This is a genomic window from Micromonospora musae (genome assembly GCF_003626635.1).
GTDB lineage: Bacteria > Actinomycetota > Actinomycetes > Mycobacteriales > Micromonosporaceae > Micromonospora > Micromonospora musae.
Genome location: NZ_RAZT01000023.1, coordinates 48,226 through 63,180 on the forward strand (window position 1 = coordinate 48,226; position 14,955 = coordinate 63,180).

The window sequence follows — 14,955 nt, forward strand, 5'->3', positions numbered from 1 at the left end:
CCCAGCATGATCGACTCGACTTCCATGATGTCGGGGCGTCCCGACGCCTCGGACACCCCGACATCAATGACCCCGAGTTGATCATGCGGTCGGGCGCGGCCGGGCGCGGGCGGGGACCGGGCACGGGCGGCCGGGCGCGGGCGGGGACCGGGCACGGGCGGCCGGGCGCGGGCGGGGACCGGGCACGGGCGGCCGGGCGCGGGCGGGGACCGGGCACGGGCGGCCGGGCGCGGGCACGGGCCGGTGGTCAGGCGGTGTGCGAGCCCCGGCCGGCCTCGTAGGCGCGGCCACGGAGGCCACCGGCGCGCCGGTAGGAGACCGAACCACCACTCGCGGCGGGCGGCAGGTCGGCTGGCCGGTCCAGGCCCATGGCCGCTCGGCGTACCACCTCGCGCTGCGCCGCGAGCCGCCGTTGCGCCTCGCGGCGGGCGGCCGCGCGGCGGGCCTGCTCGCGCCGCACCTCCGCCTGGCGGGCGGCGAGCCACGCCGCCTCCCGGGCCCGGGCCCGTCGCCGACGCTGGTCGGCGATGGCCCGCTGCCGCAGGTGCGCGACGTACGCCACGAGCAGGGCGCCGGTGACCGAGAAGCTGATCCAGAACCCGGGGCCGACCACCAGGACGCCGATCAGCTCGACGCCGTTGAGCAGCAGCAGCGCGGCGAGGACCCGACGCCGTCGGTAGACGGCCGGGGTGTGGCGGCGCGGCGGACGGCGGCGGGCCTTCTTCGGGGCGGGGGGTACGGCGCTCAGCCGGCCCGAGCGGCGCCCCGCCGCGGGCGGCGCGGAGACCGGCCGCTGCAGACCACCGGTAGTCGCGTCTTCACTGAGAGTCACGACGAGGTGACGGGGCGCGCGTAACGGCTGCCGTCCCGGCACAGTGCGACGGCGGCGTCGGCGCTGGAGCACCCGCGCCGTCGACTGCGCCCGCTCCGCCACCAGCCGCTCGGTGGCGTCGTACCGGCGGACCAGCGCCGGAGCGAGTGCGAGCAGGCCGGCGGCGGCGAGGACGGCGAGGAGCACCGAGGTCGGCACCCTCACCCCTCCCGTCACCGAATTCGGAGCAACCGCTACTGAACCGTAGGATCTTCCATCGATCAGCGCCGAGAGCGTCGATCGTACGGCGAGCAGCGTTTGCCACAGCTTGCGATTACTTGAGGTTACGGGCGACGGAGCGTGATGCCGACGCGCCGCGCCGATCCCGTGGGTGGGACGGTCACCTGGTCGCGGCGCGCACCCGGTGCCAGCGGGCCAGCAACCCGCCCTCGGCGGCGATCTCCTCGCTGGTCATCGCGTATCCGATGTGGTCGCGCCAGGCACCGTCGATGTGCATGTAGCGCACGTGGTACGACTCCTCGCGGAAGCCGAGCTTCTCCACCACCCGGCGGGACGGCCGGTTCTCCGGCCGGATGTTGACCTCGATCCGGTGCAGCCCACCCGGGCCGAACGCGTGGTCGACGGCGAGCGCCACCGCGGTGGGGATCACTCCTCGACCGGCGACCCGGTGGTCGACCCAGTAGCCCGCGTACCCGGAGCAGAGCGCCCGCCGGACGATGCTGCCCACGTTCAGGTGCCCGACCAGCCGCTCCCGCCCGTCCTCCCGCAGGCAGACGGCGAACGGCATGCCGTCCCCGGAGCGCGCCGAGCGCTGCTGGTCCCGGTAGACCCAGCGGAAGGCGGACGGCGAGTTCAGTTCGTCCCACCCGCCGGGCAGCGACGACTCCCAGGGCGCCAGCCAACTCTGGTTGGCCCGCCGCACCTCGGACCAGGCGGCGGCGTCCGATCGCCGGTACGGGCGCAGCACGACGGGGCCGTCCACAAGGACCACCGGCCAGCCGGGCGCGCGACCGGCTCCGAAGAGGCTCACGGGGCGGACCCTACGCCCGTCGGCGCACCGGCCGCGAGGCCACTCCGGACGGGACGGCCGCACCGGCCAGAGCCCGCCGCACCGGCCGCGAGGCCACTCCGGACGGGAAGGACGCACCGGCCGGAGGTCGTCGCGGGCACCGCGGAGGGAGTCGGCGCGCAGCCCGCCGGGCGCGGCCCACGCACGCGGGTGGGGCCGGCGGGCGTGCTCGTCACCGGCGGCGGTCCAGCAGGAGGACGTCCACCGTGGAGCCGGCGGCGGCCGTGGTGACCCGCTCACCGAGCACCAGGAGGCCGTTTGCCTCGGCGAGACCGGAGAGGGTGAACGGCCCACCGCTGAGCGGCTGGACCGTGTAGCCGCCGCCGCGCCGCTCGGCGACGTGCGCGGGGCGGAACTCGCGCAGCCCGCCCGGTGAGGAGACGGTCTCCAGCAGGTGCGCCCGGACGCTGGGCCGGAAGACCGGCTCGGCCCCGGCGAGCAGCTGGATCGCCGGGCGGGCGAGCACCTCGAAGCCGATCAGGGCCGCCCCAGGATCGCCCGGCAGGCAGACCACCGGCACCTCCTCGGCGCCGACCGTGCCGAAGCCGAGCGCCGTGCCGGGGTAGAGCGCCACCTCGGTGAAGGTGACCGGCCCGGCTCGGCCCCCCTCGCGGCGGGAGAGGATCCGGCGGACCATGTCACCCGGACCGGTGCCGGTGCCGCCGGTGGTGATGATCAGGTCGGCCCGCAGGGTCTGGTCCTCCAACAGCCCGCGCAGCCCCTCCGGGTCGTCGTCGCAGATCCCGACCCGGTACGCCAACGCGCCCGCCTCGGCGGCCGCGGCGGTCAACGCGTGCGAGTTCGCGTCCACCACCTGACCGGGCTGGCTGCCCCGGCCCACGTCGACCAGTTCGTCGCCGGTGGCCACGACGACCACCCGCGGGCTGGGCCGGACCACCACATGCCCGATGCCGGTGGCGGCGAAGACCGCGACCAGGGCAGGCGTGACGTACGTGCCGGCCCGGGCGAGCAGCGTTCCGGCCGGCAGCTCGTCCCCGGCCCGGCGTACCCCGTACCCCCGCTTGGGGGTGCGGTAGATCTCCACGGCGGCCATGCCCTGGTCGGTCCACTCCACGGGCACCACCACGTCGGCGGCGACCGGCAGGGGCGCCCCGGCGGCCACCGAGAAGCAGGAGCCGGGCGTGAGCCGGACCGGTCGCCAGCTGGCCGCGCCGAGGTCACCGACGACGTTGAGCCGGACCGCCCGCCCACCGGCGGCCCGGCCCGCGCCGGAGATGTCCTCCCAACGCGCGGCGTACCCGTCAACGGCCGACTGGTCGAAGGCCGGGAACGCGTGCGGCGCGACGACGTCCTCGGCGAGGACGTTGCCGTACGCCTGGGTGAGGTCGAGGTCGAGCGGAGGCAGCGCGCGTAACCTGCGCAGCACACTGCCCAGGTAGTCGGCGAGCGGCGTCAACTCGTTCGCGGCCGCCTCGGCGTCGGCCGTAGCGGTCATGTATTGGGACCACCCGACACGTTGGAGTTCACGAAGTCGGTGAGCCACTTGCGGAACTCGGCGCCGAAGTCCTCCCGCTCGACGGCGATCTGCACCACCGTCTGCAGGTAACCGAGCGGCATGCCGGTGTCGTAGCGGGTGCCCCGGTAGACGATCGCGTGCACCGGTGTCCCCTCCGTACGCAGCAGCTCCATCGCGTCGGTCAGCTGGATCTCACCGCCGCTGCCCGGCTTCGTACGCCGGATCGCGTCGAAGATCTTTCCCGGCAGCACGTACCGGCCGAGGACCGCCAGGTTGCTCGGCGCCTCCTCCGGGTCGGGCTTCTCGACCATGCCGGTGACCCGGACGACCTCGCCGATGTCGGTCAGCTCGGACTCGGCCGGCTCGACCGAGGCGATGCCGTACCGCTTCGTCTCGGCCGGGTCGACCTCGAAGAACGCGAGGACCACCCCACCGGTTCGGGCCTGGAGTTCCAGCATCGCCGGCAGCAGCGGCTCGTCCATCTTGACGAACTCGTCGCCCAGCAGCACGGCGAAGGGCTGGTCGCCGACGTGCGACTCGGCGTACCCGACGGCGTGGCCGAGGCCCAGCTGTTCGGGCTGCCGGACTGTGTAGATCTCGGCCAGTTCGCTGGGGCGCTGCACCGCGGCCAGGATCTCCGGCTTCTTCTCCAGCCGGGCCTCCAGGTCGGGGCGGCGGTCGAAGTGGTCCACCATCGAGGTCTTACCCCGTCCGGTGATCAGCAGCACGTCGCTGATGCCGGCCTGGGTGGCCTCTTCGACGATGTACTGCAACACCGGCCGGTCGACCACCGGCAGCAGCTCCTTGGGCACCGCCTTCGTGGCGGGAAGGAAGCGGGTGGCGAGACCGGCGGCCGGGATGACGGCCTTCACCGCGCGGGGGCGGCCCGTGGCGGCCGTCGTTGAGGAGTTCGCTGAGTGCACCGACATGTCGCGAGACTATCGGCCACGGCTCTGCCGCGGCGGGTGTGGCCCGGAAGACGCGCCGCCCCCGGCGGCGGTGCGCGGGGAGCCGGGCCCGGCTCGGGCGATGTCCGGGCCGGTGGTTGCCGGGGCCGTCGGCTCGGTGGCGCCTCCGGGAACCGGGGTCGTCTCGTCGGTGCAGGTCGCGGCGGCCGGCTCGGTGCGTACGGGCACGGCCGCGCGGCCCGCGCGCGGCATTCCGTCGGTCGGGGTGACCGCCGCCGCCGGCACCGGCAGCTCGCGTGCGGCCGACTGCCGCGGGGCGCTGACCCGGTAGGTGTCCCGGCCGGCCGCCTTCGCGGCGTAGAGCGCGTCGTCGGCCGCCTCCAGCACCTGCTGCCCGGTGTCCGCGTGGTCGGGGTAGACGGCGATGCCGATGGAGACGGTCACCCGTACCGGGACAGGTGAGCCGGCGTGCGCCTCGACCGGCATCGACGTGTCCCGGATCGCCGCGCCGAGCCGCTCCGCGACGATCGCCGCGCCCCGGGCGTCGGTCTCCGGCAGCAGCAGGACGAACTCCTCGCCACCCTGCCGGAACGCCAGGTCGACCTCGCGGATCTCGTCGCGCAGCCGGCGGGCGAACTCGGCCAGTACCGTGTCACCGGCCAAGTGCCCGTAGGTGTCGTTGACGTCCTTGAACCGGTCGAGGTCCAGGGCGAGGACGCTCAGCATCCGGCCGAAGCGGCTGGCCCGCTCGACCTCCCGCCGGATCGACTCGCGCAGGTAGCGGTAGTTCCACAGCCCGGTCAGCGGGTCGGTGAGCGACAGCCGCTGCGCCTCCTCGTGCCCACGTACGTTCTCCACCGCCACGGCCGCGTGGCTCGCGAACGTACGCAGGGTGACCAGGTCGTCGTCGTCGAACTCGTCCGTGCCGAGCCGGTCGTAGAGGGCGAGCACCCCGAGCGCCGCCGCCGGCTCGGCGCCACTCGTGGCCCGACCACCGGACCCGGTAACGGCGCCGCCGGGCAGCTCGACGGTCGGGAAGTCGTCGGACGAACCACCCGCCGGGGCCCGGTCCCCCTCCGGCGAGGTCGCCTCGGCGACCGCCGGGCCGCCGGGTCGCGCGGGGCCGGTGGCGGACGCCGGGCCGGTGGGGGCGGCGAACGGGACCGCGATGTACGTCCGGCACCGCGGCTCCCCCGGCGGTACGTCGGCCGGGTCCATCCGGCCCCGCTGTGGCATCCCGGTCGCCGCGACGGCACCCACCACCCCGCTGCCGACGGGCACCCGCAGCGTCGTCGGCGCGTCCCCCTCCGGCCAGCGCCCGTCCAGACCGTCGGTGCACTGGGCGACGAGCGCCCCACCCGACTCGACCAGGAGTACGGCGCCGGCCCGCGCACCGGTCGCCGCGATCGCGCTGTTCAGGATCACCCGCAGGATGCGCTGCAGGTCGTGTGTGCTCGCCAGGGTGTCCCCGAGGACGGCGAGGTGCCCACGCAGCTGATCGCGGCTGCTGGTCAGCGCGGCCACGTATGAGCCGGTCTCCCGGGTCATCCGGTTGAACGCGCCGGCCAGGCGGCCCAGCTCGTCGCGGGTGCGTACCGGAACCCGGGCGGTCAGGTCACCGTCCGCCACCCGGTCGACGGCGGTGGCCAGCTCGACCAGCGGGCGGGTCGTGACCCGGGCCAGGCGCCAGGCGGCGAGCACGGCGAGCAGCCCGGCCAGCACCACCGCCCCGATCAGCGCCGTGTTCAGCCCGGGAGGTTGCTCGCTGGGCACCGAGAGCACCAGGGGCAGCGGCTGCCCGGACGAGGGACCGATGCGGCGGACGTACCGCCCGTCGGCCGTCTCGGTGACCTGCTCGTCGTCGAGCGTGCCGGCGGCCGCGAGCACGGCGTCGCGTACCTCGCGCGTCTCGGTCGTGTGGGTGACCCGCGCGGGGGCGGCGCCATCGTCGAGCAGGGTGACCGCGACGCCGGTCACCGCGGCGAGCCGGGTCACGAACGCCGGGTCGACCGGCTGGGCCGCGGCGACCGTGCCGAGCGTCGTCCCGGCCTGGTCGCGCAGGTCGACCCGGGCGGTCAGCGCGGTGACCGGCCCGCTTGCCACCGTGCCGGCGCACTCCTGCCAGGGGGTCGACGGCGCGCCGGGGGTGGTGTAGGTGACCCGTCCCGCGACGTCGCTCAGCATCACCGCGGCGGCCAGGCCGCGCCTCACCACCTGGCCCGCGGCGCTCGCCGGGTCGCCACGGGTCAGCGCGACCGCGTCGGCCGCGGCCCGTAGCTGCTGGCAGAGGGCGTCGACGGAGGTACGCACGGCGGCGGCGGCCACGGCGAGCCGCTCGGCCGAGCGCCCGCGGTCGACGGTGTTCAGGGTCGAGGCCACGAAGAGAGCGCCGAGCAGGACCGGGCCGAGGACCACCGTGAGGAAGGCCGCCGTCAACCGTCCGCGTAGCGTCACTCGGTTCCCCCCGAAAGTTCCGCCTCCCTTGTTGCGATGCTGACACAGAGCAACCGTGGGAGTGGCGTTGCGTCAGGAGTGTTGCGTGCCGGAATTTTCTTATGGAGCTGAAGTGACTCATGTGGCGAAACGGGACATGCGGGCGAGGTTGCTCGCCCGCCGCCGGGAGCTGACCGCCGACGCCCGGTCGGTGGCCGCGGCCCGCGTGCAGGCCGAACTCGTCTCGTTGGTACGCCGACTGCGGCCGATCCGGGTGACGGCCTACGTGCCGGTCGGCTCGGAGCCCGGCGGCCCGGAGCTGCCGGAGGTGCTGCGGGCGGCGCTGCCGGCCGACGGCGAGCTGCTGCTGCCGGTGCTGCTGCCCGACCTCGACCTGGACTGGGCCGCCTACGACGGCCCCGAGGCCCTCGTCGCGGCCGGGCGGGGGATGCGCGAGCCCACCGGGCGGCGGCTCGGCCCGGACGCGATCGTGGACGCCGGGCTGGTGGTGCTGCCGGCGGTCGCCGTCGACCTGGCCGGAGTGCGACTCGGCCGCGGCGGCGGCTCGTACGACCGGGCGCTGGCCCGGCTCCCCGAGGCGGCCCTGACCGTGGTTCCGCTGCACGACGGCGAGCTGGTCAGCGTGCTTCCCGCCGAGCCGCACGACCGTCCGGTCCGCGCCGTGGTCACCCCCGCCGAGGGGCTGCGTACGCTTGATGCCGCCCCGCCGTCCGGTCGGGGTACGCCGCCGGGTGTCGCGCCCCACACGTCCGCTGGACGAACCCGGGGGGAATGACGCAACATTGGCACTCGAAGACGTCGAGTGCCAACCGGCCGAACCCGATCCGGAGGAGAAAGTGCCCACGTACCAGTACGCCTGCACCTCGTGCGGTCGCCAGCTCGAGGCGGTGCAGTCCTTCTCCGACGCCCCGCTGACCGAGTGCCCGGAGTGCGCGGGACGGCTGCGCAAGGTCTTCAACTCGGTGGGCATCGTGTTCAAGGGCTCGGGCTTCTACCGCACCGACTCGCGCTCGTCCGGCTCCGACACCGTCTCCGCCTCGTCCGACGGCGGCAAGTCGACGAAGTCCGACTCGTCCAGCAGCGCGTCCAGCTCGACCAAGTCGTCCGGTTCGAGCGGCTCGTCCGGTTCGAACGGCTCGTCCGGTTCGAGCGGCTCGTCGTCGAACGGTTCCTCGTCGAGCAAGACGCCGGCCGCCAGCAGCAGCAACACCAGCAGCTCTTCCTGACCGCCCTCGTCGGCGTCCCCTGACCCTGCGCGCCGGTACGCCCCTCGTCGGGGCGTACCGGCGCGTTCTCGTCGGGGCACACCGCCTGCTCAGGCCGGCTGCTCCTCGCCGGCGCCGCACCGCCGTGGCCCCGGCTGCTCCTCACCCGCACTTCTCCGCCATGCCCCCGGCTACTCCTCGCCAGCACGGCACCGCCGTGGCCCTGGCTGCTAGCAGATCCACGCCGCCGACGGCGGTTGTCCACAGGCTGCCTCGTTGTCCACAGGCTGTGGACAACGGCCCGCGATGCGCGCCGCAGCACTCCTAAGCTCGCAGCCGAGGGGGCCACGTCGGCGCCCACCGGCGAGGGGCGGAGGCGTGATGGCGGAGACGGGCACGGCGACGGCACTGCGTCCGCTGCGCCGACCACGCCTGCCGCGCCGCGGCACCCTGCTCCGTGCCGCGCTCGTCGCCGGGCTGCTCGGCCTGGCGGCGGCCGTCCTGCACACCCCGCCCGGCTGTTCACCCCCGCCGGCGTCCGCCCCGGCCCCGTCGACTCCGCGCCCCGGTCCGGGTGACAGCCCCGCCCCCTCGGCGGCGGCGGTGCCGGACCTCCCCACCGAGCGGGACACGATCCCGGCGACCAGCGACCCGCACCGGGCCGAGGGGAGGTTGCCCATCCCCGCCGGCAGCGTGGGCGTGCCGGTCCGGTTGGCCGAGCCGGCCGCGCTCGCCGTGGTACGCCCCGGCGCCCACGTGGACCTGCTCGCCGCGCCGGCGGATGGCCGAGGCGCCGCGCCCAGCCTGCTCGCGAGCGGCGCGCTCGTGCTCGACGTCGTGGGCGCCGGCGAGACGGACGGCTCGGCCGCGCTCTACCTCGCCCTCGACCCGGACCAGGCACGGCGGACCGTCGGACAGCCGGAGGGGAGCCGGTTCGCGGTCGTGGTACGCGGATGAGCCCACCCGGCCGCGCCGGCGCGGTCGGCTGGTGTTTGCCTGGCGGGGGTCGTCGCGGCAGGAGACCGGCGCCGCGCAGCCGGGATACGGGAAGAGAGACGCGGCGACGCGCGGAGGCGGGCGGCGATCCGCGAAGGCGGGCGGCGATCCGCGAAGGCGGGCGGCGACGCGGGGAGGCGGGCGGCGACGCGGGGAGGAGATCAGTCCCAGTGCGGAGGTCGCTCGGCGTGCAGCCAGTCGTCGTTGCCGGTGGCGCGCTCGCCCCAGCCACGGTCCGTGTCGTCGCTCGTCTGCTCAGGCAGCACCACGAATTCGTCGCTCAGGTCGACGGTGCGATCGTCGTCGCGGCGGAAACCCGGGTCCTCGGTGCTCACGAGCCGCAAGGGTAACGCAGCCCCGGGCCCGGTGCCCCGTTTGCCGCCCCCGCCGCTCGCCCCCGCCGCTCGCCCCCGGCGCTCGCCCCCGTCGCTCACCCCCGCCCCGACCCTCGTCCTCGCCCCGGCCTCGCCCCACCCGCGCGCCGCCCTCGCTCCGGCCCCGCCCCGCTCCGACCCTCGCCCGGCCCCGCCCGCGCGCCGCCCTCGCCCTGGCCCCGCCCGCGCGCCGCCCTCGCCCTGGCCCCGCCCGCGCGCCGCCCTCGCCCTGGCCCCGCCCGCGCGCCGCCCTCGCCCTGGCCCCGCCCGCTCCGGCCCTCGCCCTCGCCCTGGCCCCGCCCGGCCCCGGCCGGCCTCGGCCTCGGATTGATCGACTCGACTCCCGGGAAGTCGTGGTGTCCTCGCGGCGGGAGAGCCCGACTTCACTGATCCCGAGTCGATCAACGGTTGGAGAGCGGCCGGACTAAGCACCAGCGGCCCCGATCCGACCCGGCCGGTCGGTCGCGTCCTGCGGTCGAGTACGGCGCGCATTGGTAGCGTCGGACGGCGTGACGACCCCCAGCGGCGGCAGCTCCCCGGACGACTTCTGGCGGCGACCTCCGTCCGGCGGCGAAGGGCTGCCGGACCGAGCGACGGCACCGATCACCGGCGACGGCACGCCCCCCGCCGGAGGCGTCGCGCCCGGCGCGAACGTGGGGCCGGGCGGCGCGACGTACGGCGGGTACACCGGCCCACCGCCGAGCACACCACCACCGGCGGGTTGGCGGCCCCCCATACACCTGCAACCGGCCGCCCCGCGCTCCCTGCCCCCGCAGGACATGGCCGCGCTGGACCAGGCCGAACAGCGCGCGCAGCGCGTCACGTACTCGATCGGCGCGGTCGCCGCCGTGGTGCTGGTCATCCTGGTCTGCCTGCTCTGCTCACGGCTCCTCCGCTGACCCGCCGGGCCGTCGGGCTCGGCCGGCCGGGACCAGGTCCGCGCGCGGTACCCGGCGCAGCCCGCCGCCGCAGGCAGGCTCGGGCCCGGGCGCCGCGCCCCGGCCGGATCGGAGTCAGCGCTCGGGCAGCGTCAGAGCGTGGTGCCCCAGACGGTCTCGGCACCGGAGTGCCCGGTCAGCCAGACGTAGACCAGCGCGGCGACGGAGAGCCCGACCACCGCGACCGCCAGCACCGGGGTGACCAGCGCGGGCAGCTTCGGCACCCGCCGGTGGCCGCTCGTCGATACCAGCAGCAGGAGCACCACGATGCCGAGCGGGACGACGATCCGGAACAGGATGTCGCCGTAGCGCGAGTGCTCGAAGATCTGGTCGAGGATCGGTCCCTGGAAGCCGCGCGCGACCAGCGCGTCGTTCAGCGCCTCCCCCGACTTGACCGCCACGAACGCGGTGATCGGAGCGAGCACGGCGAGGATCGCCACGGCCCAGTCCAGCCGGCGTCGCCAACGGGGCAACGCGACGTACGCCACGGCGAGCAGCGCCAGCAGCGGCACGAAGACCACGACCGCGTGCACCACCAGGACGTGGACGGGCAGGCCCAGTATCTGCTCGAACATCGGCACCTCCGGAAGGCCTTCGACCGCGGACTGCCAGCGTACGGGCAGGCCCGTCGCCGTCAGACTTCTCGATCGACTACACGCAGCCATCCCGCTCCCGGTTCACCGCCTTCCGAACGGAGCCGGGTCCGGTGGCCCTCGACACGGCCCGGTTGTCGACCGCGTTGACGCGTGCTGTCATTGGCTCATGTCAGCTGGCGAGGAGTTGCTCCGGTCGAAGGGTCTGCGGGTCACCCGCCCGCGCCTCGCCGTGCTCGACGTGCTCGCCGGCGGTGGCCACCTCGAGGTCGACGAGATCACCCGTCGGGTGCGGGACCGCCTCGACTCGGTCTCGACCCAGGCCGTCTACGACGTCCTGGGCGCGCTCACCCGGGCCGGCCTGTCCCGCCGGATCGAGCCGGCCGGCAGCCCCGCCCGGTACGAGGCCCGGGTCGGCGACAACCACCATCACGTGGTCTGTCGGGGCTGCGGCGAGATCGCCGACATCGACTGCGCGGTCGGCGAAGCACCCTGCCTCGACCCGAACACCACCCCGCACGGCTACGAGGTCGACGAAGCGGAAGTGACCTTCTGGGGGCTCTGCCCGACCTGCCAGGCCCGGCGCAGCGTCGACGAGTGAGACGTCGCCGGCCTGATCGGCTGACGAGCGGGACATCGCCGCCCGTGCATGGCAGGCTGGGTCGGTGGACTCCGATGACCTCGGCCTCTTCGGTCCCGGTTCGGTCACGTGGAAGGTGCACGCCGAACCGGTCCTGATCGTCGCCGGTCTCCGCGCGCTCTACCTTCAGGCGCTGCACCCGCGGGCGATGGCCGGGGTGGCGCAGAACAGCGACTACCGCACCGACGTGTGGGGGCGCCTCGTGCGCACCGCCACCTACGTCGCCACCACCGTCTACGGCACGACGGCGCAGGCCGAGGCGGCGGGCGCCCGGCTGCGCCGGCTGCACGAGCGGCTGCGGGCGACCGACCCGGTCAGCGGCGAGCAATTCCGCGTGGACGAGCCGGAGCTCCTGCGCTGGGTGCACGTGACCGAGGTGGAGTCGTTCCTCGGCACCGCCCGCCGGGCCGGTCTGCCGCTGACCCCCGCCGAGGTGGACGGCTACTACCGCGAGCAGCGCCGAGCGGCCACGCTGGTCGGCCTGGACCCGGAAACGGTCCCCGGCACCGCCGCCGAGGTGGGCGAGTACTACCGCACCGTCCGGCCGGAGCTTCGGATGACCCGCGAGGCGGCCGAGACCGCCGTCTTCCTCACCGCGCCGCCGCTGCCGTGGAAGCTGAGTCTGCCGTTACGACTGGGGCTGAACCTCGGGCCCCCGAGGTGGGCGTACCTCGGGGTCGCCGGCACCGCGCTCGCCCTGCTGCCGGCCTGGGCCCGTCGGATGTACGGCGGTCTGGGGCTGCCCACCACCGCGCTCTCGGCGGACGTGACCGTGCGGGGTCTCCGCCTCGTACTCGCCGCGCTGCCCCGGAACTGGCGGGAGGGCCCCTTGCAGCAGGCCGCCAAGGAGCGGGCGGCCCGCCTCGCCGGTGCGCCGGCGAGGCGCTGACCCGGGCGGCTCACCCCTGCGCGGGCGTGCCCTCGGCCGGCTGCTCGACGGCCGCCCACGGATCCTTGCCCGGCGTCTGGCTGCCGGCCGGGCAGGTGCGCCGGTAGTCGCACCAGCCGCACCGGGGACTCGGGTCGGTGGGGAAGGCGTCGTCCGGATCCGCGCCGTCGGCGATCGCCTTCTCGGCGGCCATGATGTCGTGCGCGGTCTCCTCCGCCCGGCTCAGCTGCCGGGCGAGCGACTCGACGGTGTGTTCGTGGGCGGCGACCGTGCCGGTCGGCAGGTGGTGCAGCTCGACCCGGCGGCACGGTCGGCGGAACGTCCGCTCGGCGGCGTACGCGTAGAGCGCCAGCGCCTGGGAGCCTCGGGCGTCGTCGCTGTCGAGCCCGGTGCGCCCGGTCTTGTAGTCGACGATGACCAGCTCGGGACCGTCGGGGCCGGGTCGGGAGTCGATCCGGTCGGCTCGGCCGTTGAAGGCGAGCACCGCCGTCTTGACCGCCACCACCCGCTCCACACCGAGCGGTTCGGTATCCGGCTCCAGCGTCTCGACGTACGCCTCCAGCCAGCCCAGCGCCCGCCGGTAGGCGGCCCGCTCCTGCTCATCGTCGCGGTAGCCCTCCCGCACCCAGGTGCCGCGCAGCAGCCCGGTCAGCGCCTCCGGGCGGCGTCGCTCCGGCGCCAGCGCATACCAGCTGCGCAGGGCGTTGTGCACGCTCGCGCCGAGGGAGTTGTGCGCCCACGGGGGCCCCTTCGGCGGGGCGGGACGGTCGACGTAGGAGTAGCGGTAGCGACGGGGACAGTCGGCGTAGGCGCCGAGCTTGCTCGGCGTACAGACGAAGAGCCGCTCGGGCATCCCCTCGAAGCCGAGCTGCTCGGCCTGCTCCGCCCGGGGGCGGGGCGCGCGGCCGCCGGTGGAGGAGGGTCGGCCGGCTGAAGAGGGTCGTCGCACACCCGAGATCCTGCCATCGGCGTACGACAGATCTGTCGCCGCGCTCACACCATGTGCGCGTAGTGCCGCACGAACGCGGCGACCGCGTCGGCGATGAGCTGCACCGCGATGGCGGCCAGCAGCAGGCCCGCGATCCTGGTGAGCACCTCGATCCCGCCTGGCCGGAGGATCTTGACGATCCCGCCGGAGAAGCGCAGGACGATCCAGACGGCGATCATCACGGAGATGATTCCCGCCGCGATGGCGGTGTAGTCGCTCAGCCCCTCCGCCTGCTGGACGAAGAGCATCGTCGCCACGATCGCGCCGGGGCCCGCGAGCAGCGGGGTGCCGAGCGGCACCAGCGCGATGTTCGAGGTGGACTGGCCGCTCGGCTCGTCGCCCTTGCCGGTCAGCAGCTCCAGCGCGACGAGCACCAGCAGCAGCCCACCGGCCGCCTGCAGCGCCGGAAGATCGACGTGCAGATAGTCGAGGAGCGTCTGTCCGGCCACCGCGAAGACCACGATCACACCGAGCGCCAACGCGACCGCCTGCCACGCCGCCCGGTTCCGGTCCCGAGCGGGCAGCGGACCGGTCAGCGCGACGAAGATCGGCATCATGCCCGGTGGGTCGGTGATCACCAGCAGGGTCACGAAGACCTCGCCGAGAAGCTTCAGATCCACCTGATCAAGGTAGCCGCGCCCTCACGAGCCGAAACGCGGATCAGCCGGAAGCGATCCCGGTCACCCTGCCGGCACCGGCCACGATCCGTTCGTACGCCTCCGGGCTGGTGGTGAAGGCGCCGAGCCGGACGGTCTTGTGCGTGCCGTGGAAGTCCGACGAGCCGGTGAAGAAGAGCCCGAGCTCGGCGGCGAGGCCCCGGACGTGGGCCCGTTCCTCCGGCGAGTGGTCCTCGTGATCGGCCTCCAGCCCGGCGAGCCCGACGGCGGCCAGCTCGGCGATCAGCTCGTCCGGCACCACCCGGCCCCGGCGGGTGGCGCGCGGATGGGCGAAGACCGGCACACCGCCGGCGGCCCGGACCAGCCGGACCGCGTGGAAGACGTCGATGTCCTCCTTCGGCAGCCGGTAGCGCTCGCCCAGCCAGTCCGGCCCGAACGCCTCGGTGGTGGTGGCCACCAGACCGGCCCGGATCAGCGCCTGGGCGATGTGCGGTCGGCCGACCGTCCCGCCGCCCGCGCCGGTGAGGATCTCCGCCCAGTCGACGTCGATCCCGTCGGCCCGGAGCAGGTCCACGATCCGTTCGCCGCGCACCTCCCGGGCGGCCCGCACCCGGGCCAACTCGGCGACCAGCTCCGGATCGTCCGGATCGAAGAGGTACGCGAGCAGGTGTAGCGGCACCGGCGGGTCCGCGCCGAACCAGCGGCAGGAGAGTTCGGCGCCGCGGACCAGCCGCAGCCCGGCCGGCAGCGCCGCCACCGCCGGCGCCCAGCCGGCGGTGGTGTCGTGGTCGGTGATGGCCACCACGTCGAGTCCGACGTCGGCGGCGGCCCGCACCAGCTCGGCCGGGCTCAGGGTGCCGTCGCTCGCCGTCGAGTGGGCGTGCAGGTCGATCCGGTGGCCCGGGCCGCGGTCGGAGGTCATCGCCAGACGCTACCGTTCCGCCCGACCGCCACCGGGCAGCCGGGCCCGCTGTG

16 protein-coding genes are annotated in these 14,955 nt (G+C 75.1%); 6 read left to right on the forward strand and 10 right to left on the reverse strand.

From position 1 onward, the window contains the following. Positions 1-247: 247 nt before the first annotated feature. The 5 genes from sepX to D7044_RS30945 all read right to left on the reverse strand — a co-directional run bounded on the left by sepX (position 248) and on the right by D7044_RS30945 (position 6,740). Entirely contained in the window at positions 248-1,036 is a 789-nt protein-coding gene (sepX, locus tag D7044_RS30925) for a divisome protein SepX/GlpR (protein ID WP_199716838.1), read from the reverse strand. Positions 1,037-1,211: 175 nt separating this feature from the next. Then, positions 1,212-1,862, reverse strand: coding sequence for a GNAT family N-acetyltransferase (locus D7044_RS30930; protein ID WP_120673457.1), 651 nt, complete (start codon positions 1,860-1,862; stop codon positions 1,212-1,214). A 211-nt stretch (positions 1,863-2,073) separates the two neighbouring features. Then, positions 2,074-3,357, reverse strand: a complete 1,284-nt coding sequence (locus D7044_RS30935; RefSeq protein ID WP_120673458.1) for a molybdopterin molybdotransferase MoeA — start codon at positions 3,355-3,357, stop codon at positions 2,074-2,076. Beyond that, on the reverse strand, positions 3,354-4,307 hold the full coding sequence (locus tag D7044_RS30940; protein WP_120673459.1) for a UTP--glucose-1-phosphate uridylyltransferase: 954 nt from the start codon (positions 4,305-4,307) through the stop codon (positions 3,354-3,356). The genes D7044_RS30935 and D7044_RS30940 overlap by 4 nt, the downstream gene beginning before the upstream one ends. Positions 4,308-4,316: 9 nt before the next feature. After that, positions 4,317-6,740, reverse strand: a complete 2,424-nt coding sequence (locus D7044_RS30945; RefSeq protein WP_199716839.1) for a diguanylate cyclase — start codon at positions 6,738-6,740, stop codon at positions 4,317-4,319. A gap of 85 nt (positions 6,741-6,825) precedes the next feature. On the opposite strand from D7044_RS30945, the gene D7044_RS30950 reads away from it, so the two are divergent. The 3 genes from D7044_RS30950 (at position 6,826) to D7044_RS30960 (ending at position 8,902) form a co-directional block, all read left to right on the forward strand. Beyond that, a complete protein-coding gene (locus D7044_RS30950) occupies positions 6,826-7,515 on the forward strand; it encodes a 5-formyltetrahydrofolate cyclo-ligase (protein ID WP_120690999.1) in 690 nt (229 codons plus the stop codon). Between the two features lie 7 nt (positions 7,516-7,522). Further along, on the forward strand, positions 7,523-7,966 hold the full coding sequence (locus tag D7044_RS30955; protein ID WP_233562868.1) for an FmdB family zinc ribbon protein: 444 nt from the start codon (positions 7,523-7,525) through the stop codon (positions 7,964-7,966). 360 nt (positions 7,967-8,326) lie between these two features. Further along, positions 8,327-8,902, forward strand: coding sequence for a flagellar biosynthesis protein FlgA (locus tag D7044_RS30960; RefSeq protein WP_120691000.1), 576 nt, complete (start codon positions 8,327-8,329; stop codon positions 8,900-8,902). Between the two features lie 200 nt (positions 8,903-9,102). On the opposite strand, the gene D7044_RS32745 is transcribed toward D7044_RS30960, so the two are convergent. Further along, positions 9,103-9,276: a hypothetical protein gene (locus D7044_RS32745; RefSeq protein WP_199716840.1), complete on the reverse strand. Its 174-nt coding sequence runs from the start codon at positions 9,274-9,276 to the stop codon at positions 9,103-9,105. Positions 9,277-9,824: 548 nt separating this feature from the next. Between D7044_RS32745 and D7044_RS30970 the strand changes: the two genes are divergently transcribed. Beyond that, positions 9,825-10,214: a hypothetical protein gene (locus D7044_RS30970; protein ID WP_120691001.1), complete on the forward strand. Its 390-nt coding sequence runs from the start codon at positions 9,825-9,827 to the stop codon at positions 10,212-10,214. Between the two features lie 131 nt (positions 10,215-10,345). On the opposite strand, the gene D7044_RS30975 is transcribed toward D7044_RS30970, so the two are convergent. Next, positions 10,346-10,828 carry a DUF2231 domain-containing protein gene (locus D7044_RS30975; protein WP_120691002.1) on the reverse strand — a complete coding sequence of 161 codons (483 nt, stop codon included), beginning with the start codon at positions 10,826-10,828 and terminating at the stop codon, positions 10,346-10,348. Positions 10,829-11,015: 187 nt separating this feature from the next. On the opposite strand from D7044_RS30975, the gene D7044_RS30980 reads away from it, so the two are divergent. Next, positions 11,016-11,447: a Fur family transcriptional regulator gene (locus D7044_RS30980; RefSeq protein ID WP_120673466.1), complete on the forward strand. Its 432-nt coding sequence runs from the start codon at positions 11,016-11,018 to the stop codon at positions 11,445-11,447. A gap of 64 nt (positions 11,448-11,511) precedes the next feature. Further along, complete coding sequence (locus D7044_RS30985) at positions 11,512-12,375, forward strand: oxygenase MpaB family protein (RefSeq protein WP_120691003.1); 864 nt, start codon at positions 11,512-11,514, stop codon at positions 12,373-12,375. Between the two features lie 10 nt (positions 12,376-12,385). On the opposite strand, the gene D7044_RS30990 is transcribed toward D7044_RS30985, so the two are convergent. The 3 genes from D7044_RS30990 to D7044_RS31000 all read right to left on the reverse strand — a co-directional run bounded on the left by D7044_RS30990 (position 12,386) and on the right by D7044_RS31000 (position 14,902). Further along, positions 12,386-13,228, reverse strand: coding sequence for a RecB family exonuclease (locus tag D7044_RS30990; protein WP_407663305.1), 843 nt, complete (start codon positions 13,226-13,228; stop codon positions 12,386-12,388). Positions 13,229-13,368: 140 nt separating this feature from the next. Next, positions 13,369-13,983, reverse strand: coding sequence for a MarC family protein (locus tag D7044_RS30995; RefSeq protein WP_120691005.1), 615 nt, complete (start codon positions 13,981-13,983; stop codon positions 13,369-13,371). Between the two features lie 40 nt (positions 13,984-14,023). Beyond that, a complete protein-coding gene (locus tag D7044_RS31000; RefSeq protein ID WP_120673470.1) occupies positions 14,024-14,902 on the reverse strand; it encodes a PHP domain-containing protein in 879 nt (292 codons plus the stop codon). Positions 14,903-14,955 lie beyond the last annotated feature (53 nt).